This is a genomic window from Streptomyces lincolnensis (assembly GCF_001685355.1).
Taxonomy (GTDB): Bacteria; Actinomycetota; Actinomycetes; order Streptomycetales; family Streptomycetaceae; genus Streptomyces; species Streptomyces lincolnensis.
The window spans coordinates 7378774-7393722 of sequence record NZ_CP016438.1 but is presented as its reverse complement, the minus strand read 5'-3'; the positions used below and the strand labels follow the sequence as shown (position 1 = coordinate 7393722).

Annotated in this window: 14 protein-coding genes; 10 read left to right on the top strand and 4 right to left on the bottom strand. The window is 71.0% G+C overall.

Annotated features, from left to right (window positions below; translation table 11 throughout):
• Positions 1–1245 (top strand): cation:proton antiporter, encoded by a 1245-nt coding sequence (locus SLINC_RS32935; RefSeq protein ID WP_067440858.1) that lies wholly within the window; start codon positions 1–3, stop codon positions 1243–1245.
• 379 nt (positions 1246–1624) lie between these two features.
• Positions 1625–2620 (top strand): TAXI family TRAP transporter solute-binding subunit, encoded by a 996-nt coding sequence (locus SLINC_RS32930; protein ID WP_067440855.1) that lies wholly within the window; start codon positions 1625–1627, stop codon positions 2618–2620.
• 141 nt (positions 2621–2761) lie between these two features.
• Here SLINC_RS32930 and SLINC_RS32925 read toward each other — a convergent pair whose 3' ends face one another.
• Both SLINC_RS32925 and SLINC_RS32920 read right to left on the bottom strand, forming a co-directional pair.
• Positions 2762–4162 carry a sensor histidine kinase gene (locus tag SLINC_RS32925; protein ID WP_067440852.1) on the bottom strand — a complete coding sequence of 467 codons (1401 nt, stop codon included), beginning with the start codon at positions 4160–4162 and terminating at the stop codon, positions 2762–2764.
• Between the two features lie 9 nt (positions 4163–4171).
• Positions 4172–4858, bottom strand: coding sequence for a response regulator transcription factor (locus tag SLINC_RS32920; RefSeq protein ID WP_067440849.1), 687 nt, complete (start codon positions 4856–4858; stop codon positions 4172–4174).
• Positions 4859–5169: 311 nt separating this feature from the next.
• Here SLINC_RS32920 and SLINC_RS32915 point away from each other — a divergent pair, with 311 nt between their 5' ends.
• From SLINC_RS32915 to SLINC_RS32885, 8 genes are all read left to right on the top strand, one after another.
• Positions 5170–5946, top strand: a complete 777-nt coding sequence (locus SLINC_RS32915; protein WP_067440846.1) for an amino acid ABC transporter ATP-binding protein — start codon at positions 5170–5172, stop codon at positions 5944–5946.
• 109 nt (positions 5947–6055) lie between these two features.
• On the top strand, positions 6056–6898 hold the full coding sequence (locus SLINC_RS32910) for a glutamate ABC transporter substrate-binding protein (protein ID WP_067440843.1): 843 nt from the start codon (positions 6056–6058) through the stop codon (positions 6896–6898).
• Between the two features lie 74 nt (positions 6899–6972).
• Complete coding sequence (locus SLINC_RS32905) at positions 6973–7638, top strand: amino acid ABC transporter permease (RefSeq protein ID WP_067440840.1); 666 nt, start codon at positions 6973–6975, stop codon at positions 7636–7638.
• On the top strand, positions 7635–8528 hold the full coding sequence (locus SLINC_RS32900; protein WP_067440837.1) for an amino acid ABC transporter permease: 894 nt from the start codon (positions 7635–7637) through the stop codon (positions 8526–8528). Before SLINC_RS32905 ends, SLINC_RS32900 begins: the two co-directional genes overlap by 4 nt.
• Positions 8529–8705: 177 nt before the next feature.
• The gene (locus SLINC_RS32895; protein WP_067440834.1) at positions 8706–10337 is read left to right on the top strand and encodes an FAD-dependent monooxygenase; all 1632 of its coding nucleotides are present in this window, start codon (positions 8706–8708) and stop codon (positions 10335–10337) included.
• Between the two features lie 126 nt (positions 10338–10463).
• Positions 10464–10550, top strand: a complete 87-nt coding sequence (locus tag SLINC_RS50500; RefSeq protein ID WP_313960178.1) for a putative leader peptide — start codon at positions 10464–10466, stop codon at positions 10548–10550.
• 84 nt (positions 10551–10634) lie between these two features.
• Positions 10635–11180 (top strand): cupin domain-containing protein, encoded by a 546-nt coding sequence (locus tag SLINC_RS32890; protein WP_067440832.1) that lies wholly within the window; start codon positions 10635–10637, stop codon positions 11178–11180.
• Between the two features lie 5 nt (positions 11181–11185).
• Positions 11186–11611: a rhodanese-like domain-containing protein gene (locus SLINC_RS32885; RefSeq protein ID WP_067445951.1), complete on the top strand. Its 426-nt coding sequence runs from the start codon at positions 11186–11188 to the stop codon at positions 11609–11611.
• A gap of 34 nt (positions 11612–11645) precedes the next feature.
• Here the strand turns inward: SLINC_RS32885 and SLINC_RS32880 are convergent, their stop codons facing one another.
• Together SLINC_RS32880 and SLINC_RS32875 are read right to left on the bottom strand one after the other, a co-directional pair.
• On the bottom strand, positions 11646–14228 hold the full coding sequence (locus SLINC_RS32880) for an ABC transporter permease (RefSeq protein ID WP_067440829.1): 2583 nt from the start codon (positions 14226–14228) through the stop codon (positions 11646–11648).
• Positions 14225–14902, bottom strand: a complete 678-nt coding sequence (locus tag SLINC_RS32875) for an ArsR/SmtB family transcription factor (RefSeq protein ID WP_079165195.1) — start codon at positions 14900–14902, stop codon at positions 14225–14227. Before SLINC_RS32875 ends, SLINC_RS32880 begins: the two co-directional genes overlap by 4 nt.
• Between the last annotated feature and the right edge of the window lie 47 nt (positions 14903–14949).

Genomic DNA, 14949 nt, shown 5'->3' with positions numbered 1-14949 from the left:
GTGCATTCCGCGGTCCTGCTGATCGAGTTCGGTTCCATCATCCTCGGCCTCGGCCTGCTCGGCCGGTTCGCCGCCCGTTTCCGGCTCTCGCCGATCCCGCTGTATCTGCTGGCCGGGCTGGCCTTCGGTGAGGGCGGTCTGCTGCCGCTCGGGGCGAGCGAGGAGTTCGTCGCGACGGGCGCCGAGATCGGCGTCATCCTGCTGCTGCTGATGCTCGGCCTGGAGTACTCGGCCGGTGACCTGGTCACCAACCTCAAGTCCCACTACCCGGCCGGTCTCGTCGACGGCGCCCTCAACGCCCTGCCGGGCGCGGCGGTGGCGCTGCTGCTGGGCTGGGGCCCGGTGGCGGCCGTCGTCCTCGCGGGCGTCACCTGGATCTCCTCGTCCGGCGTCATCGCGAAGGTCCTCGGCGACCTGGGCCGGGTCGGCAACCGGGAGACACCGGTGATCCTCAGCGTCCTCGTCCTGGAGGACCTGGCGATGGCGGTCTATCTGCCCATCGTCACCGCGCTGGTGGCCGGCGCCGGGCTGATGGCGGGCAGTGTGACCCTGGCGATCGCGCTGGGCGCGGCCGGTCTCGTGCTGTTCGTGGCGGTCCGCTACGGCCGGCTCATCTCGCGGTTCGTCTCCAGCGACGACCCCGAGAAGCTGCTGCTGGTCGTGCTCGGGCTGACGATCCTGGTCGCGGGCATCGCCCAGCAGCTCCAGGTGTCGGCGGCGGTGGGCGCCTTCCTGGTCGGCATCGCGCTGTCCGGGGAAGTGGCCGAGGGCGCGCACACCCTGCTGAGCCCTCTGCGTGACCTCTTCGCCGCCGTCTTCTTCGTCTTCTTCGGCCTGCACACCGACCCGGCCAGCATCCCGCCCGTCCTGCTGCCCGCCCTCGCCCTCGCGCTCGTCACCGCGGCGACGAAGATCGCCACCGGGTACTGGGCGGCACGGCGGGCCGGGGTCTCCGTCAAGGGCCGCTGGCGCGCCGGCGGCGCGCTCGTCGCCCGCGGCGAGTTCTCCATCGTCATCGCCGGACTCGCGGTCAGCGCCGGCATCGAACCGTCCCTCGGCCCCCTCGCCACGGCCTACGTCCTCATCCTCGTCGTCCTCGGCCCCCTCACCGCCCGCTACACGGAACCCCTCGCCTCCCGCTGGACCCGCCGCCGCTCCGCCGGCACGCGACCTCTCGGACCGACGACACCGGCGACGGAGACGCAGGCATCGGTGGGGGGAGATGGGGGGACGGGGGGTCGGTGACTGGTGGGTGGGGCGGGGGCTCGGGTCGGCGGAGGCCGGATCGGCGGGCCCCGGTTCGGCGAAGCGTCGGCCCGGTGGAGACCTGGGGTGCCAGCACGCCGGTCCGCCGGCGGGGCGGAACGCTGGGCCCCGACGGCCGGGTCGCGCGAGGAGCTCATACATCGACATTAGCGGCCACCACTGACAACCGACCGGGATCGTCCACCGAGGGCCCCGGGACAGGCCGCCACAGCCCCCAGGACGCCCGCCGACAGCCCCGAGAAAGGGCCACGGCCAAGCCCCGGGCCGCCCGCGCGCGATCCCCCGGCGCCCGCAGACCCCCACCCCTCCCCACACCGCCCCTGGTCAGCACCGCGCACCGGCTGGCAGGATCACGCGCATGTCCAAGGTGTTCCCCCGTATCGGCAGGCGCCGGGCCCTGCAAGGTGCCGCCGCCGGGTTCGTCGTTCTCGGGTTGCTGCTGTGGTGGCTGCTGCCCCTGGGCGAGGCGCCTCCGAGCGGGACGATCACGATCAGCACGGGGACGGAGGCCGGGGTCTACCAGCAGTACGGCACCGAACTGCGCCCCCAGCTCGCCAGGGACATGCCGGACCTGAACGTGAAGCTGCTCACCAGCGACGGCTCCCAGGAGAACGTCGCGCGCGTGGCGGCCGGTGAAGCCGACTTCGCCATAGTCGCGGCCGACGCCGTGGAGACCTTCGAGTTCGAGCACCCGGAACTCGCGGACCGGCTGCGCGGGGTCGCCCGCCTGTACGACGACTACGTCCAGCTCGTCGTGCCGACCGACTCGGACATACGTTCCGTCGCCGACCTCAAGGGCAAGCGGGTGGCCATAGGGCGCCCCCAGTCGGGCGTACGCCTGATCGCCGACCGCGTGCTGGAGGCGTCGGACATCAACCCGGACAAGGACATCACGGCCTCGTCGGAGGGCATCAACACCGGCCCCGAGCTGCTGGGGAAGGGCATCGACGCGTTCTTCTGGTCGGGCGGCCTGCCGACGAAGGGTCTGGAGGATGTCGTCGGCTCGCACCGGTTCCGGTTCGTGCCGATCAGCCCCGGTCTCGTCTCCAAGCTGCACGCCCAGGGCGGCGCCACCCACTACTACCGCGCCACCAACATGCCGGAGTCGGCCTACCCCTCGATCCAGAAGGGGGCGACCGTGCCGACGCTGGCGGTCTCCAACCTGCTGATCACCCGCGAGAACATGGACCCCCGGCTCACCGAGTGGGTGACCCGGACGGTGATCCGCAGCCGCGACGGCATCGGCAGCGTCGTCCACTCCGCCCAGCTCGTCGACCTGCGCACCGCGATCTACACCGACCCGCTCCCCCTCCACGACGGCGCCCGGCGCTACTACCGCTCCGTCAAGCCGTAGACCCTCAGGCACCTGCCGTACGACATCCCGAGCAACGGCGTAGAGAGGCCCGCGTGCGGGGCGTACGCAGGGCGACGCGCAACAGGACCGGGCCCTCACCCGTACGGCGTACAGAACCTGGTCCTCGTGCCGTACCGCGTCTCACCTCAGTGGCCGCGACCGCGGGACCGTGACCGTCACTTTCAAGCCATGAGGCTCATGGTGGTCGTAAGTGATCGAGCCGTCGCCCGCGGCGAGCAGGGCCCGGGAGATGGACAGGCCGAGGCCGGAGCCCTTGATGTTCTGGTGGCGGCCACTGCGCCAGAAGCGGTCGCCGACGCGGGTGAGTTCCTCGTCGGTCAGGCCCGGGCCGCGGTCGGTGACCACGACGGTCGACGTCCCGCCGTTGGCGGCGACGGTCACCTCGACGGTCTCGTCCTTCGGAGTGAACTTGACGGCGTTGTCGATGACGGCGTCCAGCGCGCTGGACAGCGTGACCGGGTCGGCCCAGGCGGTCGTGGCCGGGCAGTCCCCCACCAGGCGTACACCCTTGGCCTCGGCCGTCGGTGTCCAGGCCGCGACGCGCTCGGCGGTCAGCGCGCCGATGTCGGTGATGCTCATGGTCGCCTCGGTGTGCTCGGCCAGGGCCAGGTCGAGCAGGTCGTCCAGGACCTGCGCCAGCCGCTTGCCCTCGGCCTGGACGGAGGCGATCTCCTGGTTTCCCTCCGGAAGCTCGAAGGCGAGCAGTTCGATGCGCAGCAGCAGCGCCGCGAGCGGGTTGCGCAGCTGGTGCGAGGCGTCGGCGACGAAGGCGCGCTGCTGCTCCAGGACGTCCTCGACGTTGTCCGCCATCTCGTTGAACGCGTGGGCCAGGCGCCGAAGTTCCGGGGGCCCGCCGGCGGCCGCCACCCGGGACTTCAGACGGCCGCTGGCGATCGCGTGGGTGGTGGCGTCCAGGACCCGCACGGGACGCAGCACCCAGCCCGTCAGCCGCAGGGCCGCGCCCACGGCCAGCAGCATCGCGGCGATCTCGCCGGCCCCGATGACCAGCCAGCCGTGCAGGATCCGCGAACGCATCGGCCCGGTGGGCGAGTCGGTGAGCACGACCGCGACGACGTCGCCGTCCCGGATGACCGGCGAGGCGACGACCAGGCTGTGCCGCTGCCAGGGCCACACCTGCTTGGGGTCGTGGCTGCGCCGTCCGGTCAGCGCCTCGTCGAACGCGGCGCGCACCTCGCCCGTGTCGTTCTCACCCGGCAGGACGAGGCTCGCCGGGGCCTTGGCCATGTCGGTGCCGTTGCGGTAGAAGACGCCCGCGCTGATGCCGTAGACCTCGTGGTAGCTGGCGAGTTCGCTGCTCAGGGTCTCCTGGCGTTCGTTGGCCCCGCCCGCCGTGTCGGTGACGTACTGGGCGAGGGCCGCGAAGCGTGCCGTGTCGTCGATCCGGTCGACGACCACGCGCTGCTGCTGGGCCGCCGCCACGCTCGCGGCCAGCGGGATGCCGAGCGCGAGCAGGACGGCCGCCATCAGGATGATGAGCAGCGGGAGCAGACGTGTGCGCACCCGACCCCGCTACGAGCCCGGGGCGACGAGCCGGTAGCCCACGCCACGTACGGTCTCGATCAGCGCGGGCATGCGCAACTTGGCGCGCAGGGACGCGACATGCACCTCCAGGGTGCGTCCCGTCCCCTCCCAACTGGTGCGCCACACCTCGCTGATGATCTGCTCCCGCCGGAAGACCACGCCCGGTCGCTGGGCGAGCAGGGCGAGCAGGTCGAACTCCTTGCGGGTCAGCTGGACCACCGAACCGTCCACGCTGACCTGCCGGGTGGGCAGCTCGATCCGCACCGGCCCGAGGCGCAGCGCGCCGTCACCGGCCCCGTGGGCGTCCTCATGGGGGGTGCGCCGGCTGACGGCGTGGATCCTGGCCAGCAGCTCCCCGGTGTCGTACGGCTTGACCACGTAGTCGTCGGCGCCGAGGTTGAGGCCGTGGATGCGTGAGCGCACGTCGGCACGGGCGGTGACCATGATCACCGGCGTGCTGGTGCGCTTGCGGATCTTGCCGCACACCTCGTAGCCGTCCTGGTCGGGCAGTCCCAGGTCGAGGAGAACGACTCCGAAGCCCGCGCCTTCCGGGACGAGGGCCTGGAGGGCCTCCTCGCCGCTGCGGGCGTGTGTGACGTCGAAACCGTGGCGCGCCAGTACCGCGGACAGAGCCGCGGCGACATGGTTGTCGTCCTCGACAAGGAGCAGTCTCACCCAGGCCCCCTTCGTTCATCGGACGTACGATCAGAATGAGCACTCGGAACGAGTACTCAGCATGGTGCAAAAACGCGAGCACGCGCGCGGGTGCACATGGCAGTCACGCTGATGGACGAGGACGGCGTCAAGAGGGTTCCGGTTGCGCGAGCCTTCCGTTACCCGGCCGATACGCGCCCAGCTCGCAAGTGCTACGACACGTGTCCGATTGCTATCGGATCGTGATCCTCAGATTCCCCTCAGATGTAATGACGCAGGTGGCATGGGTTACTAAGGTCCTCCGAAACCGAGGAGGACGGAGCCAGAGAGCGATGACCGAAGTATCGGTGGCCAAGGAAGATGTGGCCGCGACCGGAGAACTGGTCGTCCTGAAGAGCGTCAACAAGCACTTCGGCGCGTTGCACGTACTCCAGGACATCGACCTGACGATCGCCCGCGGCGAGGTTGTCGTGGTCATCGGACCCTCGGGGTCCGGTAAGTCCACCCTGTGCCGCACCATCAACCGCCTGGAGACGATCGACTCCGGCGATATCGCCATCGACGGAAAACCACTGCCCCAGGAGGGCAAGGAGCTGGCCCGGCTGCGCGCCGACGTCGGCATGGTGTTCCAGTCCTTCAACCTCTTCGCGCACAAGACCGTGCTCGAGAACGTGATGCTGGGCCAGATCAAGGTCCGCAAGGCCGACAAGAAGGCGGCCGAGGAGAAGGCCCGCGCCCTGCTCGACCGCGTGGGCGTGGCCACACAGGCGGACAAGTACCCCGCACAGCTGTCCGGCGGCCAGCAGCAGCGTGTCGCCATCGCGCGCGCCCTGGCGATGGACCCCAAGGTCATGCTCTTCGACGAGCCCACGTCGGCGCTCGACCCCGAGATGATCAACGAGGTGCTGGAGGTCATGCAGCAGCTCGCCCGGGACGGTATGACGATGATCGTCGTCACCCACGAAATGGGCTTCGCCCGTTCGGCCGCCAACCGGGTGGTGTTCATGGCCGACGGCCGCATTGTCGAAGAGGCTGTGCCGGACCAGTTCTTCAGCAACCCGCGAAGCGACCGCGCCAAGGACTTCCTGTCCAAGATCCTGCACCACTGATCCTGGACCGCTGATCCCGCACCACCCACGGCCCGCCCCGCGCGCCCGACGAACCTGAGTCACCCGCCTCGACGGCTCGCATCTCTTCACCACGCAAAGGATGTTCACCATGAAGCTCCGCAAGGTCACCGCCGCCACGGCCGCCGTCCTCGCGCTCGGCCTCACCGCCACGGCGTGCGGCTCGGACGACGGCGACGGCAACGGTTCCGGCTCCTCCGGCGGCGACAAGAAGATCACCGTCGGCATCAAGTTCGACCAGCCCGGCATCGGCCAGAAGACCCCGCAGGGCTACGCGGGTCTCGACGTCGACGTGGCCACGTACGTCGCCAAGGAGCTCGGCTACAACGCGGACCAGATCGAGTGGAAGGAGTCGAAGAGCGCCGACCGCGAGACCATGCTCCAGCGTGGTGACGTCGACTTCATCGCCGCCTCGTACTCGATCAACGAGGAGCGTCAGAAGAAGGTCGACTTCGCCGGCCCGTACCTGCTGGCCCACCAGGACGTCCTGGTCCGCGCCGACGACGACTCCATCAAGTCGCCGTCGGACCTCAACAGCAAGAAGCTCTGCTCGGTGACCGGCTCGACCTCGGCGCAGAACGTCAAGGAGAAGCTGGCTCCCAAGGCCCAGCTCCAGCAGTACCCGACCTACTCGGCCTGCCTGAACGGCCTACAGAGCAAGGCCATCGACGCGCTGACCACGGACGACTCGATCCTCGCCGGTTACGCCTCGCAGGCGAACTTCAAGGGCAAGTTCAAGCTCGGCGGCTTCAAGATGACCAACGAGAACTACGGCATCGGCGTCAAGAAGGGCAGCGACCTCAAGGCGAAGATCAACACCGCCCTGGAGAAGATGGTCTCCGACGGTTCCTGGAAGAAGGCCGTGGACAAGAACCTGGGTCCGGCCGGCTACAAGAACGAGCCCGCGCCGAAGATCGGCGACATCAAGAGCTGAAGTAACGCCTGACGGGTGCGCCGGTCCACGGACCGGCGCGCCGGGGCCCTCGACACGCGGAAGCGCGGGAGATCGTGTTCGACTTTCTTGCTGATTACGACCTGCTGGGTGCCTTCTGGGTGACCGTGCAGCTCACACTGCTCTCGGCCGTCGGCTCCCTGATCTGGGGAACCCTGCTGGCCGCCATGCGCGTAGGGCCGGTGCCACTGATGCGCGGCTTCGGCACCGTGTATGTGAACACCGTGCGGAACACACCGCTGACCGTGATCATCCTGTTCACCTCGCTGGGCCTGTTCCAGACGTTCAACGTCACCATGGGCTCGGACATCATCGACACCACCAACTTCCGGCTCGCCGTGCTGGGCCTGGTGGCCTACACGTCCGCTTTCGTGTGCGAGGCGCTGCGGTCCGGTATCAACACGGTGCCCATCGGCCAGGCGGAAGCGGCCCGCGCCATCGGCCTGAACTTCACCCAGGTGCTGACGCTGGTGATCCTGCCGCAGGCGTTCCGCTCGGTGGTCGGCCCGCTGGCGAACGTTCTCATCGCCCTCACCAAGAACACCACGGTGGCCGCCGCGATCGGCGTCGCCGAGGCGGCCCTGCTGATGAAGGAGATGATCGAGAACGAGGCTCAGCTGATCCTGATCTCCGCGGTCTTCGCGTTCGGTTTCGTGTGTCTGACGCTGCCGACCGGCCTGATCATGGGCTGGGTGGGCAAGAAGGTGGCGGTGAAGCGATGAGCTCCCTTCTCTACGACGCCCAGGGCCCCCGCGCCAAGCGGCGCAACGTCGCCCTGACGGTCGTCTTCATAGCCGCTCTCGCCGCTCTGTTGTGGTGGATGTACGGCACCCTTCAGGACAAGCAGCAGCTGGAGTGGGCGAAGTGGAAGCCCTTCTTCGGCGGAACCGAGGCCTGGACCACCTACATCCTGCCGGGCCTGGAGAACACCCTGAAGGCCGCGGCGCTCGCCATGGTCATCGCACTGCCGCTGGGCGCCGTGCTCGGCATCGCGCGCATGTCGGACCACGCCTGGATCCGGGTGCCGGTCGGGGTCGTCGTGGAGTTCTTCCGGGCCATCCCGGTCCTGATCTTGATGATCTTCGGGCTCGCGCTCTACTCCGAGTACACGAACGTCAGCACCGACGACCGTCCGCTGTACGCGGTCGTCACGGGTCTGGTGCTCTACAACGCGGCGGTCCTCGCGGAGATCGTCCGGGCCGGCATCCTGGCGCTGCCCAAGGGCCAGTCCGAGGCCGCGATGGCGATCGGCCTGCGCAAGGGCCAGACCATGCGGACCATCCTGCTGCCGCAGGCGGTCACCACGATGCTGCCGGCGATCGTCAGCCAGGTCGTCGTGATCGTGAAGGACACCGCCCTCGGCGGCGGTGTGCTCACCTTCGCCGATCTGATCGCGGCGGTGAGCCCGATGAGCTCGTACTACGGCGCCAACACCATCGCCAGCTTCACGGTCGTCGCCCTGATCTTCATCGCGATCAACTTCGCGCTGACGACCTTCGCGAGCTGGCTGGAGCAGCGGCTCCGGCGCGCCAAGAAGAGCACCGGCGCGGTACTCAAGGCGGACGACGCGGCGGTCGCGGGCACCGCAGGAGCCGGAGCCGGGGGCGTCTGACGCTCGGTCAATCCCCGTGAACCACCCGGAGGGCAGTGGCATGATCGCCACTGCCCTCCGTCACTTGACGCAAGCACCGGCAATCTGTTGCATACGTTCTGTGATCGTGCACCCTGCCCCACCTTCCTGTTCACCCACGTCTCTCGGGACACAGCTGCGGGCAGGGGGCGCCGCGCCGTGGACCCGGTGATCATCGTCGGAGCGGGGCCCGTGGGGCTCACGCTCGCCCTTGCGCTGGCGCGTCAGGAAGTGCCCTCCGTGGTCCTCGACGAGGGGCCGGGCAAGGACGAACCGCGTCCCGCGCGGACCGTCGTACTGCGTGAGGACACGGCCGCGCTCATGGAGCGGCTGACCGGGATTCCGCTGGACGAGGCCGGTGCGCGTTGGGCCGGATGGCGGTCGATGCGGCGCAAGCAGGTGATGCGCGAGGTGACGTTCGGGGAAGCCGCGCCCGAGGACACCGCCGAGGCCGTTCCGGCCCCGCTGCACATCGCCCAGCACGTGCTGACGGGCGCCCTGCGGGCCGCTCTCGCCGGCGAACGGCTCGTCAAGCTGGCCGTGGAGAGCCGGCTCGACGGCATCGAACAGGAGCCCTCCGGCGTCACCGCCCACACCCGCGGCCCCAAGGGGACCTGGTGGCGCGGCAGTTACCTGGTCGGCTGCGACGGTCCGCGCTCCACCGTACGCAAGCTCCAGGACATCCGCTTCCCGGGCCGTACGGCCGTCGAACGGCACGCCGTCGCGGCCCTGCGCACCGAACTCCCCTGGAGCGGCGAAGCGTTGCTGCACCGCGTGCCCCCGTGGCGCACCTCCGGCCCGTCGACCGGCGAGATCACCGCGCGCCCCCTGCCGGACGGTGTGTGGCGCCTGGACTGGCTGCTGCCGCCGGGCAAGGACCTGGTCACGCCCGAGCTGCTGGTGACCCGTATCCGGGAGACCCTGGCGGGCTGGACCGACGGCTCGACACCGCCGTACGAACTTCTCGACACCGGTGTCCACACGGTGCACCACCGGCTGGCCCGGCGGTGGCGGGTCGGCAGGGTCTTTCTCGCCGGGGACGCCGCGCATCTGCTGGGCGCGCTCGGCACGCAGGGGCTCGACGAGGGCATCCGGGACGCCGACAACCTCGCCTGGAAGCTGGCGTCGGCCTGGCACCACGGGCCGCACGAGGCGCTGCTCGACAGTTACCAGGCGGAGCGGCGCGGGGTCGTCGCCGCCCGGCTGCGCGCCGCCGACCAGGCACTGCCGCTGCTGCGTGGTGGCGGAGGGCTGCGCGCGGTCGTCGCCGGCTCCGCCCGCGGCCACGACGCGCTCCTCACGGACGGTCACTTGGGGCGCGGTGTTCTCGGTGCGCCGGGGGCGTACGCCGACTCGCCGCTCGCACCCCGGCACCTCGAAGGCGAGACCCCCGTCGACACGCCGCCCGGCGCACCCGTCACCGATGTGCGGGTCACCGCGGAGGACGGCTCCTTCGTACGGCTGCGGGACCGCCTCGGTCGCGGTGCGCTCCTTGTCGTCCTGGTCGCGCCGGGCACGGGCGTGTGGGAGCGCAAGCACTGGGTGACCGCGGGAGTGATGCCCAGGCTCGCCGCGGCGGTGACCGCGCTGCCGCACCCCGCCGAGCTGCTGGTCGCCGAGGACTATCCGGGCGCGGCCCCGCACACCGTCCTTCTGATGCGGCCGGACGGCCACCTGGTCACGGCGTTCGGCGGGGTACGGCCGGCCGACCTGTACGCGGCCGCCGAGGCGAGTGTCGGCGGCGCGGCCAAGGCCGAGGCGGAAGCCGGGGCGGGGACGAGTTCGCGCTGACGCGGGTGGGCACGGAGCGTTTCTCACAGGCGTGCACGTGCCCACCGTCACTCTGCGTCCACGGCCGCGCGTCCAGATAGTGACAGTGAGTTGACCCGTCGCCACCCTCGTGGTGTACTCCCGATCGTGACCGACACCTGTGTGCGCCTGTGGCGGAGGGTCCATATGGACCTCGTCCGCTATGCGGGCTGCGTGTGTCGTCCGTCCTGCTGACTTCGCAGCTCTTTCCCCCTTCTTGCGCGCGCCACTTCCTGTCGCCGCGCGCCCTCACGCGAACGCTCTTTCAGGACGGTGCCCGTGTCTGTCTCTCCCTCCCCCTCTCCCACTGCCTCCGCCACCTCTGGCCTGTCCGCCCCGACCGAGGCGGACCTCCTCGCCTTCGTACGACGTACGGCCGCCGACGCCGAGTTGATCGACTCGTTGCCGCTCGACCCCGAGGGCCGCACCTGGGTACGTCTGGAGGGGCCCGGCGGCAGCGAGGCCTGGCTGATCGGCTGGCCGCCCGGCACGGGCACCGGCTGGCACGACCACGCCGAGTCGGTCGGCGCCTTCCTCACGGCGGCCGGTGAGCTGAAGGAGTACTCGCTCGCCGCCCGGCTGCCCACCGACGGCTGGAAGACCCTGGAACTGACCGAGGACGTGGACCGGGAACGCCGGCTGCCGGCCGGCAAGGGCCGCGCCTTCGGCCGCCACCACGTCCACGAGGTGCTCAACGAGTCCACCGAGCGGCACGCGATCTCCGTCCACGCCTACTACCCGCCGCTGCCCCGCATCCGCCGCTACAGCCGCACCGGGCCGCTCCTGCGCCTGGAGCAGGTGGAGCGCCCGGAGGACTGGCAGTGAGCCCGGTGGAGACCTCGAAGGCCGACGGCGCGGCAGGCTCCTCGGGCGAACGGCGCGTCGGCATCGACGAGTTGCTGGAGCGGGTGCGCGAGGGCTACGAGCGGATCGAGGCCCGGGAGGCCCACGCCGCCGCCCGGGCCGGGGACGCGCTGCTGGTGGACATCCGGTACGCGGCGCTGCGCGAGCGGGACGGGCTGATCCCCGGCGCCCTCGTCGTCGAGCGCAACGAACTGGAGTGGCGGCTCGATCCCCAGGGCAGCCACCGCCTCCCCGAGGCCACCGGCCACGACCTGCGTGTCGTCGTGATCTGCGACGAGGGATACGCCTCCAGCCTGGCCGCCGCCTCCCTGCACGGCCTGGGCCTGCACCGCGCCACCGACCTCGTCGGCGGGTTCCAGGCGTGGCGGGCGGCGGGTCTCGGCGTCGTCTGAGCGGCGAGGGAGAGCCGGGTGTGCCCGGCCCCGGCTACTCCCTGGCCGTGGCCGCCGTCACGGGACGGATCCTGAGCGCGACGCGACCCGGTACGGCGGTGGCGACGAGGGCGAGCAGGCCAGCTCCGGCGACCACGCAGACGTACACCAGAGGGGTGACCGCGGGCGCCGCGCGGCCCGTCATGCCGGTGCTGAAGCCCGTGAGGACCGCGAGGGCGATGCCGCTTCCGAGGGCCGTGGCGAGGAGCAGGACCGAGGCCGCCTCGGTGCGCAGCATCCGCAGTACCTGACGGCGGGTCGCGCCCGCGAGGCGGAGCAGGGCGAACTCCCGGACCCGCTCGGAGACCGACATGGCCAGCGTGTTGACGACGGCGATGGCGGTGAAGGCCAGGACGAGTCCCATGGCCAGGAAGTTGACCTCGGCATTGGCCTGCTGCCGCGCGGCCTGGAGCGAGTCGGCGGCGGCCGGAGAAAGAACCCGGACACCCGGGAACTCACGGAGTGTAGTCGCGAGTTGTGTCTGTGTACGGTGCGTAGCGACGAGTACGGAGGAGGCGAGCGGGTTGTCGACGTGGCGTGCCACCAGATCGTGCGCGAAGGTGAGATCTCCGAAGCCGAGACCCCTGGCGTAGACGGCGGCGACGGTGAGCGTGGCGGGCGTGCCGTCGCCGAGCGTCAGCTTCAGGGGGCTGCCGGGCCGCAAGTGGTGCCGATCCGCGGCCAGTTCGCTGACGGCGACGGTGCGCTCGGTGAGCCGGTCCAGGGAGCCGGCGGTCACGTCCGGGTCCCAGGTGCGGGTGAGACCGGCCGGTGTGACGCCTTGGGCCGCGTACTTGTCGAGGCCGACGCGGATGGTCGTGCGGACGACTTCGGTGACGGCGCCCCCGTGCGTACGCAGCTGCCGCGCGGCCTCCGCCGGGACGCCGGGCCCCTGGGAGGCCACCACCCAGTCGGCGCGGACCCCCTCGCGGGCCTGGGCGCGGGCCGCGTCACCGAGGGTGGGCTGGACGAACAGCACCGTGCAGGCCATGCCGATGAGGAGGGTGAGCGGGGTGACGACGGAGGCCATCCGGGCGGCGTTGCCGCGGAGGTTGGCCCGGGCGAGTCGGCCGCCGGGGCCGGTGAGCCGCAGCGGACCGGCGAGCAGGGCGGCGGCCGCCCTGACCAGGAGAGGGCCGAGGAGCGCGACGGAGGTGGACAGGACCACAACGGCGAGGAAGGTCACGGGTGTTGCGGCGGGCTCGGTGCGCAGACCGCTGAGGACGACGACGAGGACGACACCGCCGACGAGCAGGACAAGCCCCGTGAGGACGCGGCCCCACGCGGGGCTGGTGCGCTCGCTGCGGGCCTCGGCGAGCGCTTCCGCAGGGCGGATCCGGGCGATCCGGCGGGCGGCGACCCGGGCGGCCGCCCAGGCACCGATGACGGTCACGACGAGGGAGGCCAGCAGCGGGAAGACACCGACGGTGCGCTGGAGGGTGGCCGGCATGGCCCCCATGTCCACGAACCTGCCGTACAGCCAGGCTCCCAGGGGCAGTCCGGCGAGGGCGCCCGTGGCGCCGGCGGCCGCGCCCACGATCAGGGCCTCCCGGCCGAGCAGTCTGCGGATCTGTCCGGACGTGGCGGCGATGGCACGCAGCAGGGCCAGTTCGCGGTGGCGCTGCTGCACGGAGAGCGCGAACGTCCCCACGACCACGAGGACCGCCACGAGCAGCGAGGTGCCGCCCATCGCCCCGCCCATGCTGATGAGTTTGGTGCGCGCGGCGGCGGCATCGAGAAACTCGACGGGGCCTCGGTCGCTGCCGGTGCTGATCTGGGCGGTGGTGATCTGGCCGGTGGTGCCTCGGGTACGGGTGTCGGGGGAGCTCTGTGCGGTGGCGCCCCGCAGGCTTTTGGTGAGCGCGTCCCTGAGCCGCTCCGGGTCCGTGCCCTCGGCCGGGAACACTCCGAACGCGGTGACCTGCCCGGCGTGCGCGGCGAGGCGGCGGGCCTCGCCGGGTGCGAAGAAGAGCGACGTCTGGTGGCGTACGTCCGTGGCAGGGGCGGCGACACCGGTGATCCGGTAGCCGCGCGGAGCCTGGGTCGACTGGACGGTGAGGCGATCGCCCGGTGCGAGACCGGCGCGCTCGGCCAGCTCACGGTCGACGACGAGATCGCCGGCGGCCGTCGGGGCGGTTCCTCGGATGAGCCGGTACGGCGTCAGCGCGGCGGAGTCCCAGGAGTGACCGTACGCGGCCCGGCCGCCGGTGCCGGAGGCTGTCAACGGCTGCGCGGGAAAGGTCAGTTCGGGAACGACTCGGGCGACGCCGGGGGTGTCGGCAATGGTGCGCTGAAGGTCCTGCGGCAGCCAGGCGCGCTCGGCGATCGGTTTCGCCTTGTGCTTGACCTTGGTCTTGCCCTTCTTGTGCTTGACCGTGCTCTGGTGGACGTTCTGGTCGGCGGAGACCACGACGGGCGTAGCCGCGTAGCGCTCGGTACGGATCGTGCCGCGCAGGCCCGTCTCCAGGAGCGTGCCGCAGGCACTGACAAGGGCGGCCGCGCACATCAACGCGAGGAAGGCGCCGAGGAAACCTGCCTTGCGCGCACGGACGGTCCGGAAGGCATAACGCAGCATCATGAGGGCTCGGCCCCTTGTTCGTTGTGGACGGGGGCCGGGAAGGCGAGGAAGCGGGTGAGGACGGTGCGGGCGCCGGGCGGGGTTTCGGCCTCGGGGCGCTTGTAGCGGTTGAGGAGCGCGATGTACTCCTCGAAGAACTCCCGGAGTTCGGGCAGGGTCAGCCGCACGGTGCCGCGGGAGTAGGGGAAGGCGTCCGCCCAGGGATCGGCCTGAGTGGTGTCGCGGCGGAGCTGCTCGAAGAGCTCCAGATCGGCGACGTAGGCGTGATGGTCGAGCTCGTCCATGACCTGGCGCAGCTCGGCGCTCTGCCGGCTGCGCGGCGGGAAACGCCGGTCCCCCGGCACGGCCCGCCACCAGCGCTCCCGGCCGTGCCGGGTCTCCGCCTCCGCCTCCCTCGGCGTCTCCTCCACGAAGCCGTGCCGTGCGAGTTCTCGCAGGTGGTAGCTGGTGGAACCGGTGTTCAGCCCCAGCGCGCGGGCGAGCGTGGCGGAGGTCGCGGGGCCGTGCAGCGTCAGGTGGTGCAGCATGCGCTGCCGACGCGGGTGCGCGAGGGCCTTCAGCGTGGCCAGGTCGGAGAGCTCGACGGGAGCGTGCGGACCGGGCTCCTGTCGACCACGTTCCTGTGGGCCGGGTTCCCGTGGGCCGGATTCCTGTGGACCGAGTTCCTGCGACATGGGTACACAGTCGTCTGTGCACAGGTTGTTGTGCACTGCGGCGGTCC

What these genes read in the sequence shown, in the direction of transcription:
- SLINC_RS32915 (WP_067440846.1), top strand. Translation starts at nt 5,170, where the DNA reads ATGACCGAAGTATCGGTGGCCAAGGAAGATGTGGCCGCGACCGGAGAA.
- SLINC_RS32910 (WP_067440843.1), top strand. Translation starts at nt 6,056, where the DNA reads ATGAAGCTCCGCAAGGTCACCGCCGCCACGGCCGCCGTCCTCGCGCTC.
- SLINC_RS32900 (WP_067440837.1), top strand. Translation starts at nt 7,635, where the DNA reads ATGAGCTCCCTTCTCTACGACGCCCAGGGCCCCCGCGCCAAGCGGCGC.
- SLINC_RS32880 (WP_067440829.1), bottom strand. Translation starts at nt 14,228, where the DNA reads ATGATGCTGCGTTATGCCTTCCGGACCGTCCGTGCGCGCAAGGCAGGT.
- SLINC_RS32930 (WP_067440855.1), top strand. Translation starts at nt 1,625, where the DNA reads ATGTCCAAGGTGTTCCCCCGTATCGGCAGGCGCCGGGCCCTGCAAGGT.
- SLINC_RS32875 (WP_079165195.1), bottom strand. Translation starts at nt 14,902, where the DNA reads ATGTCGCAGGAACTCGGTCCACAGGAATCCGGCCCACGGGAACCCGGC.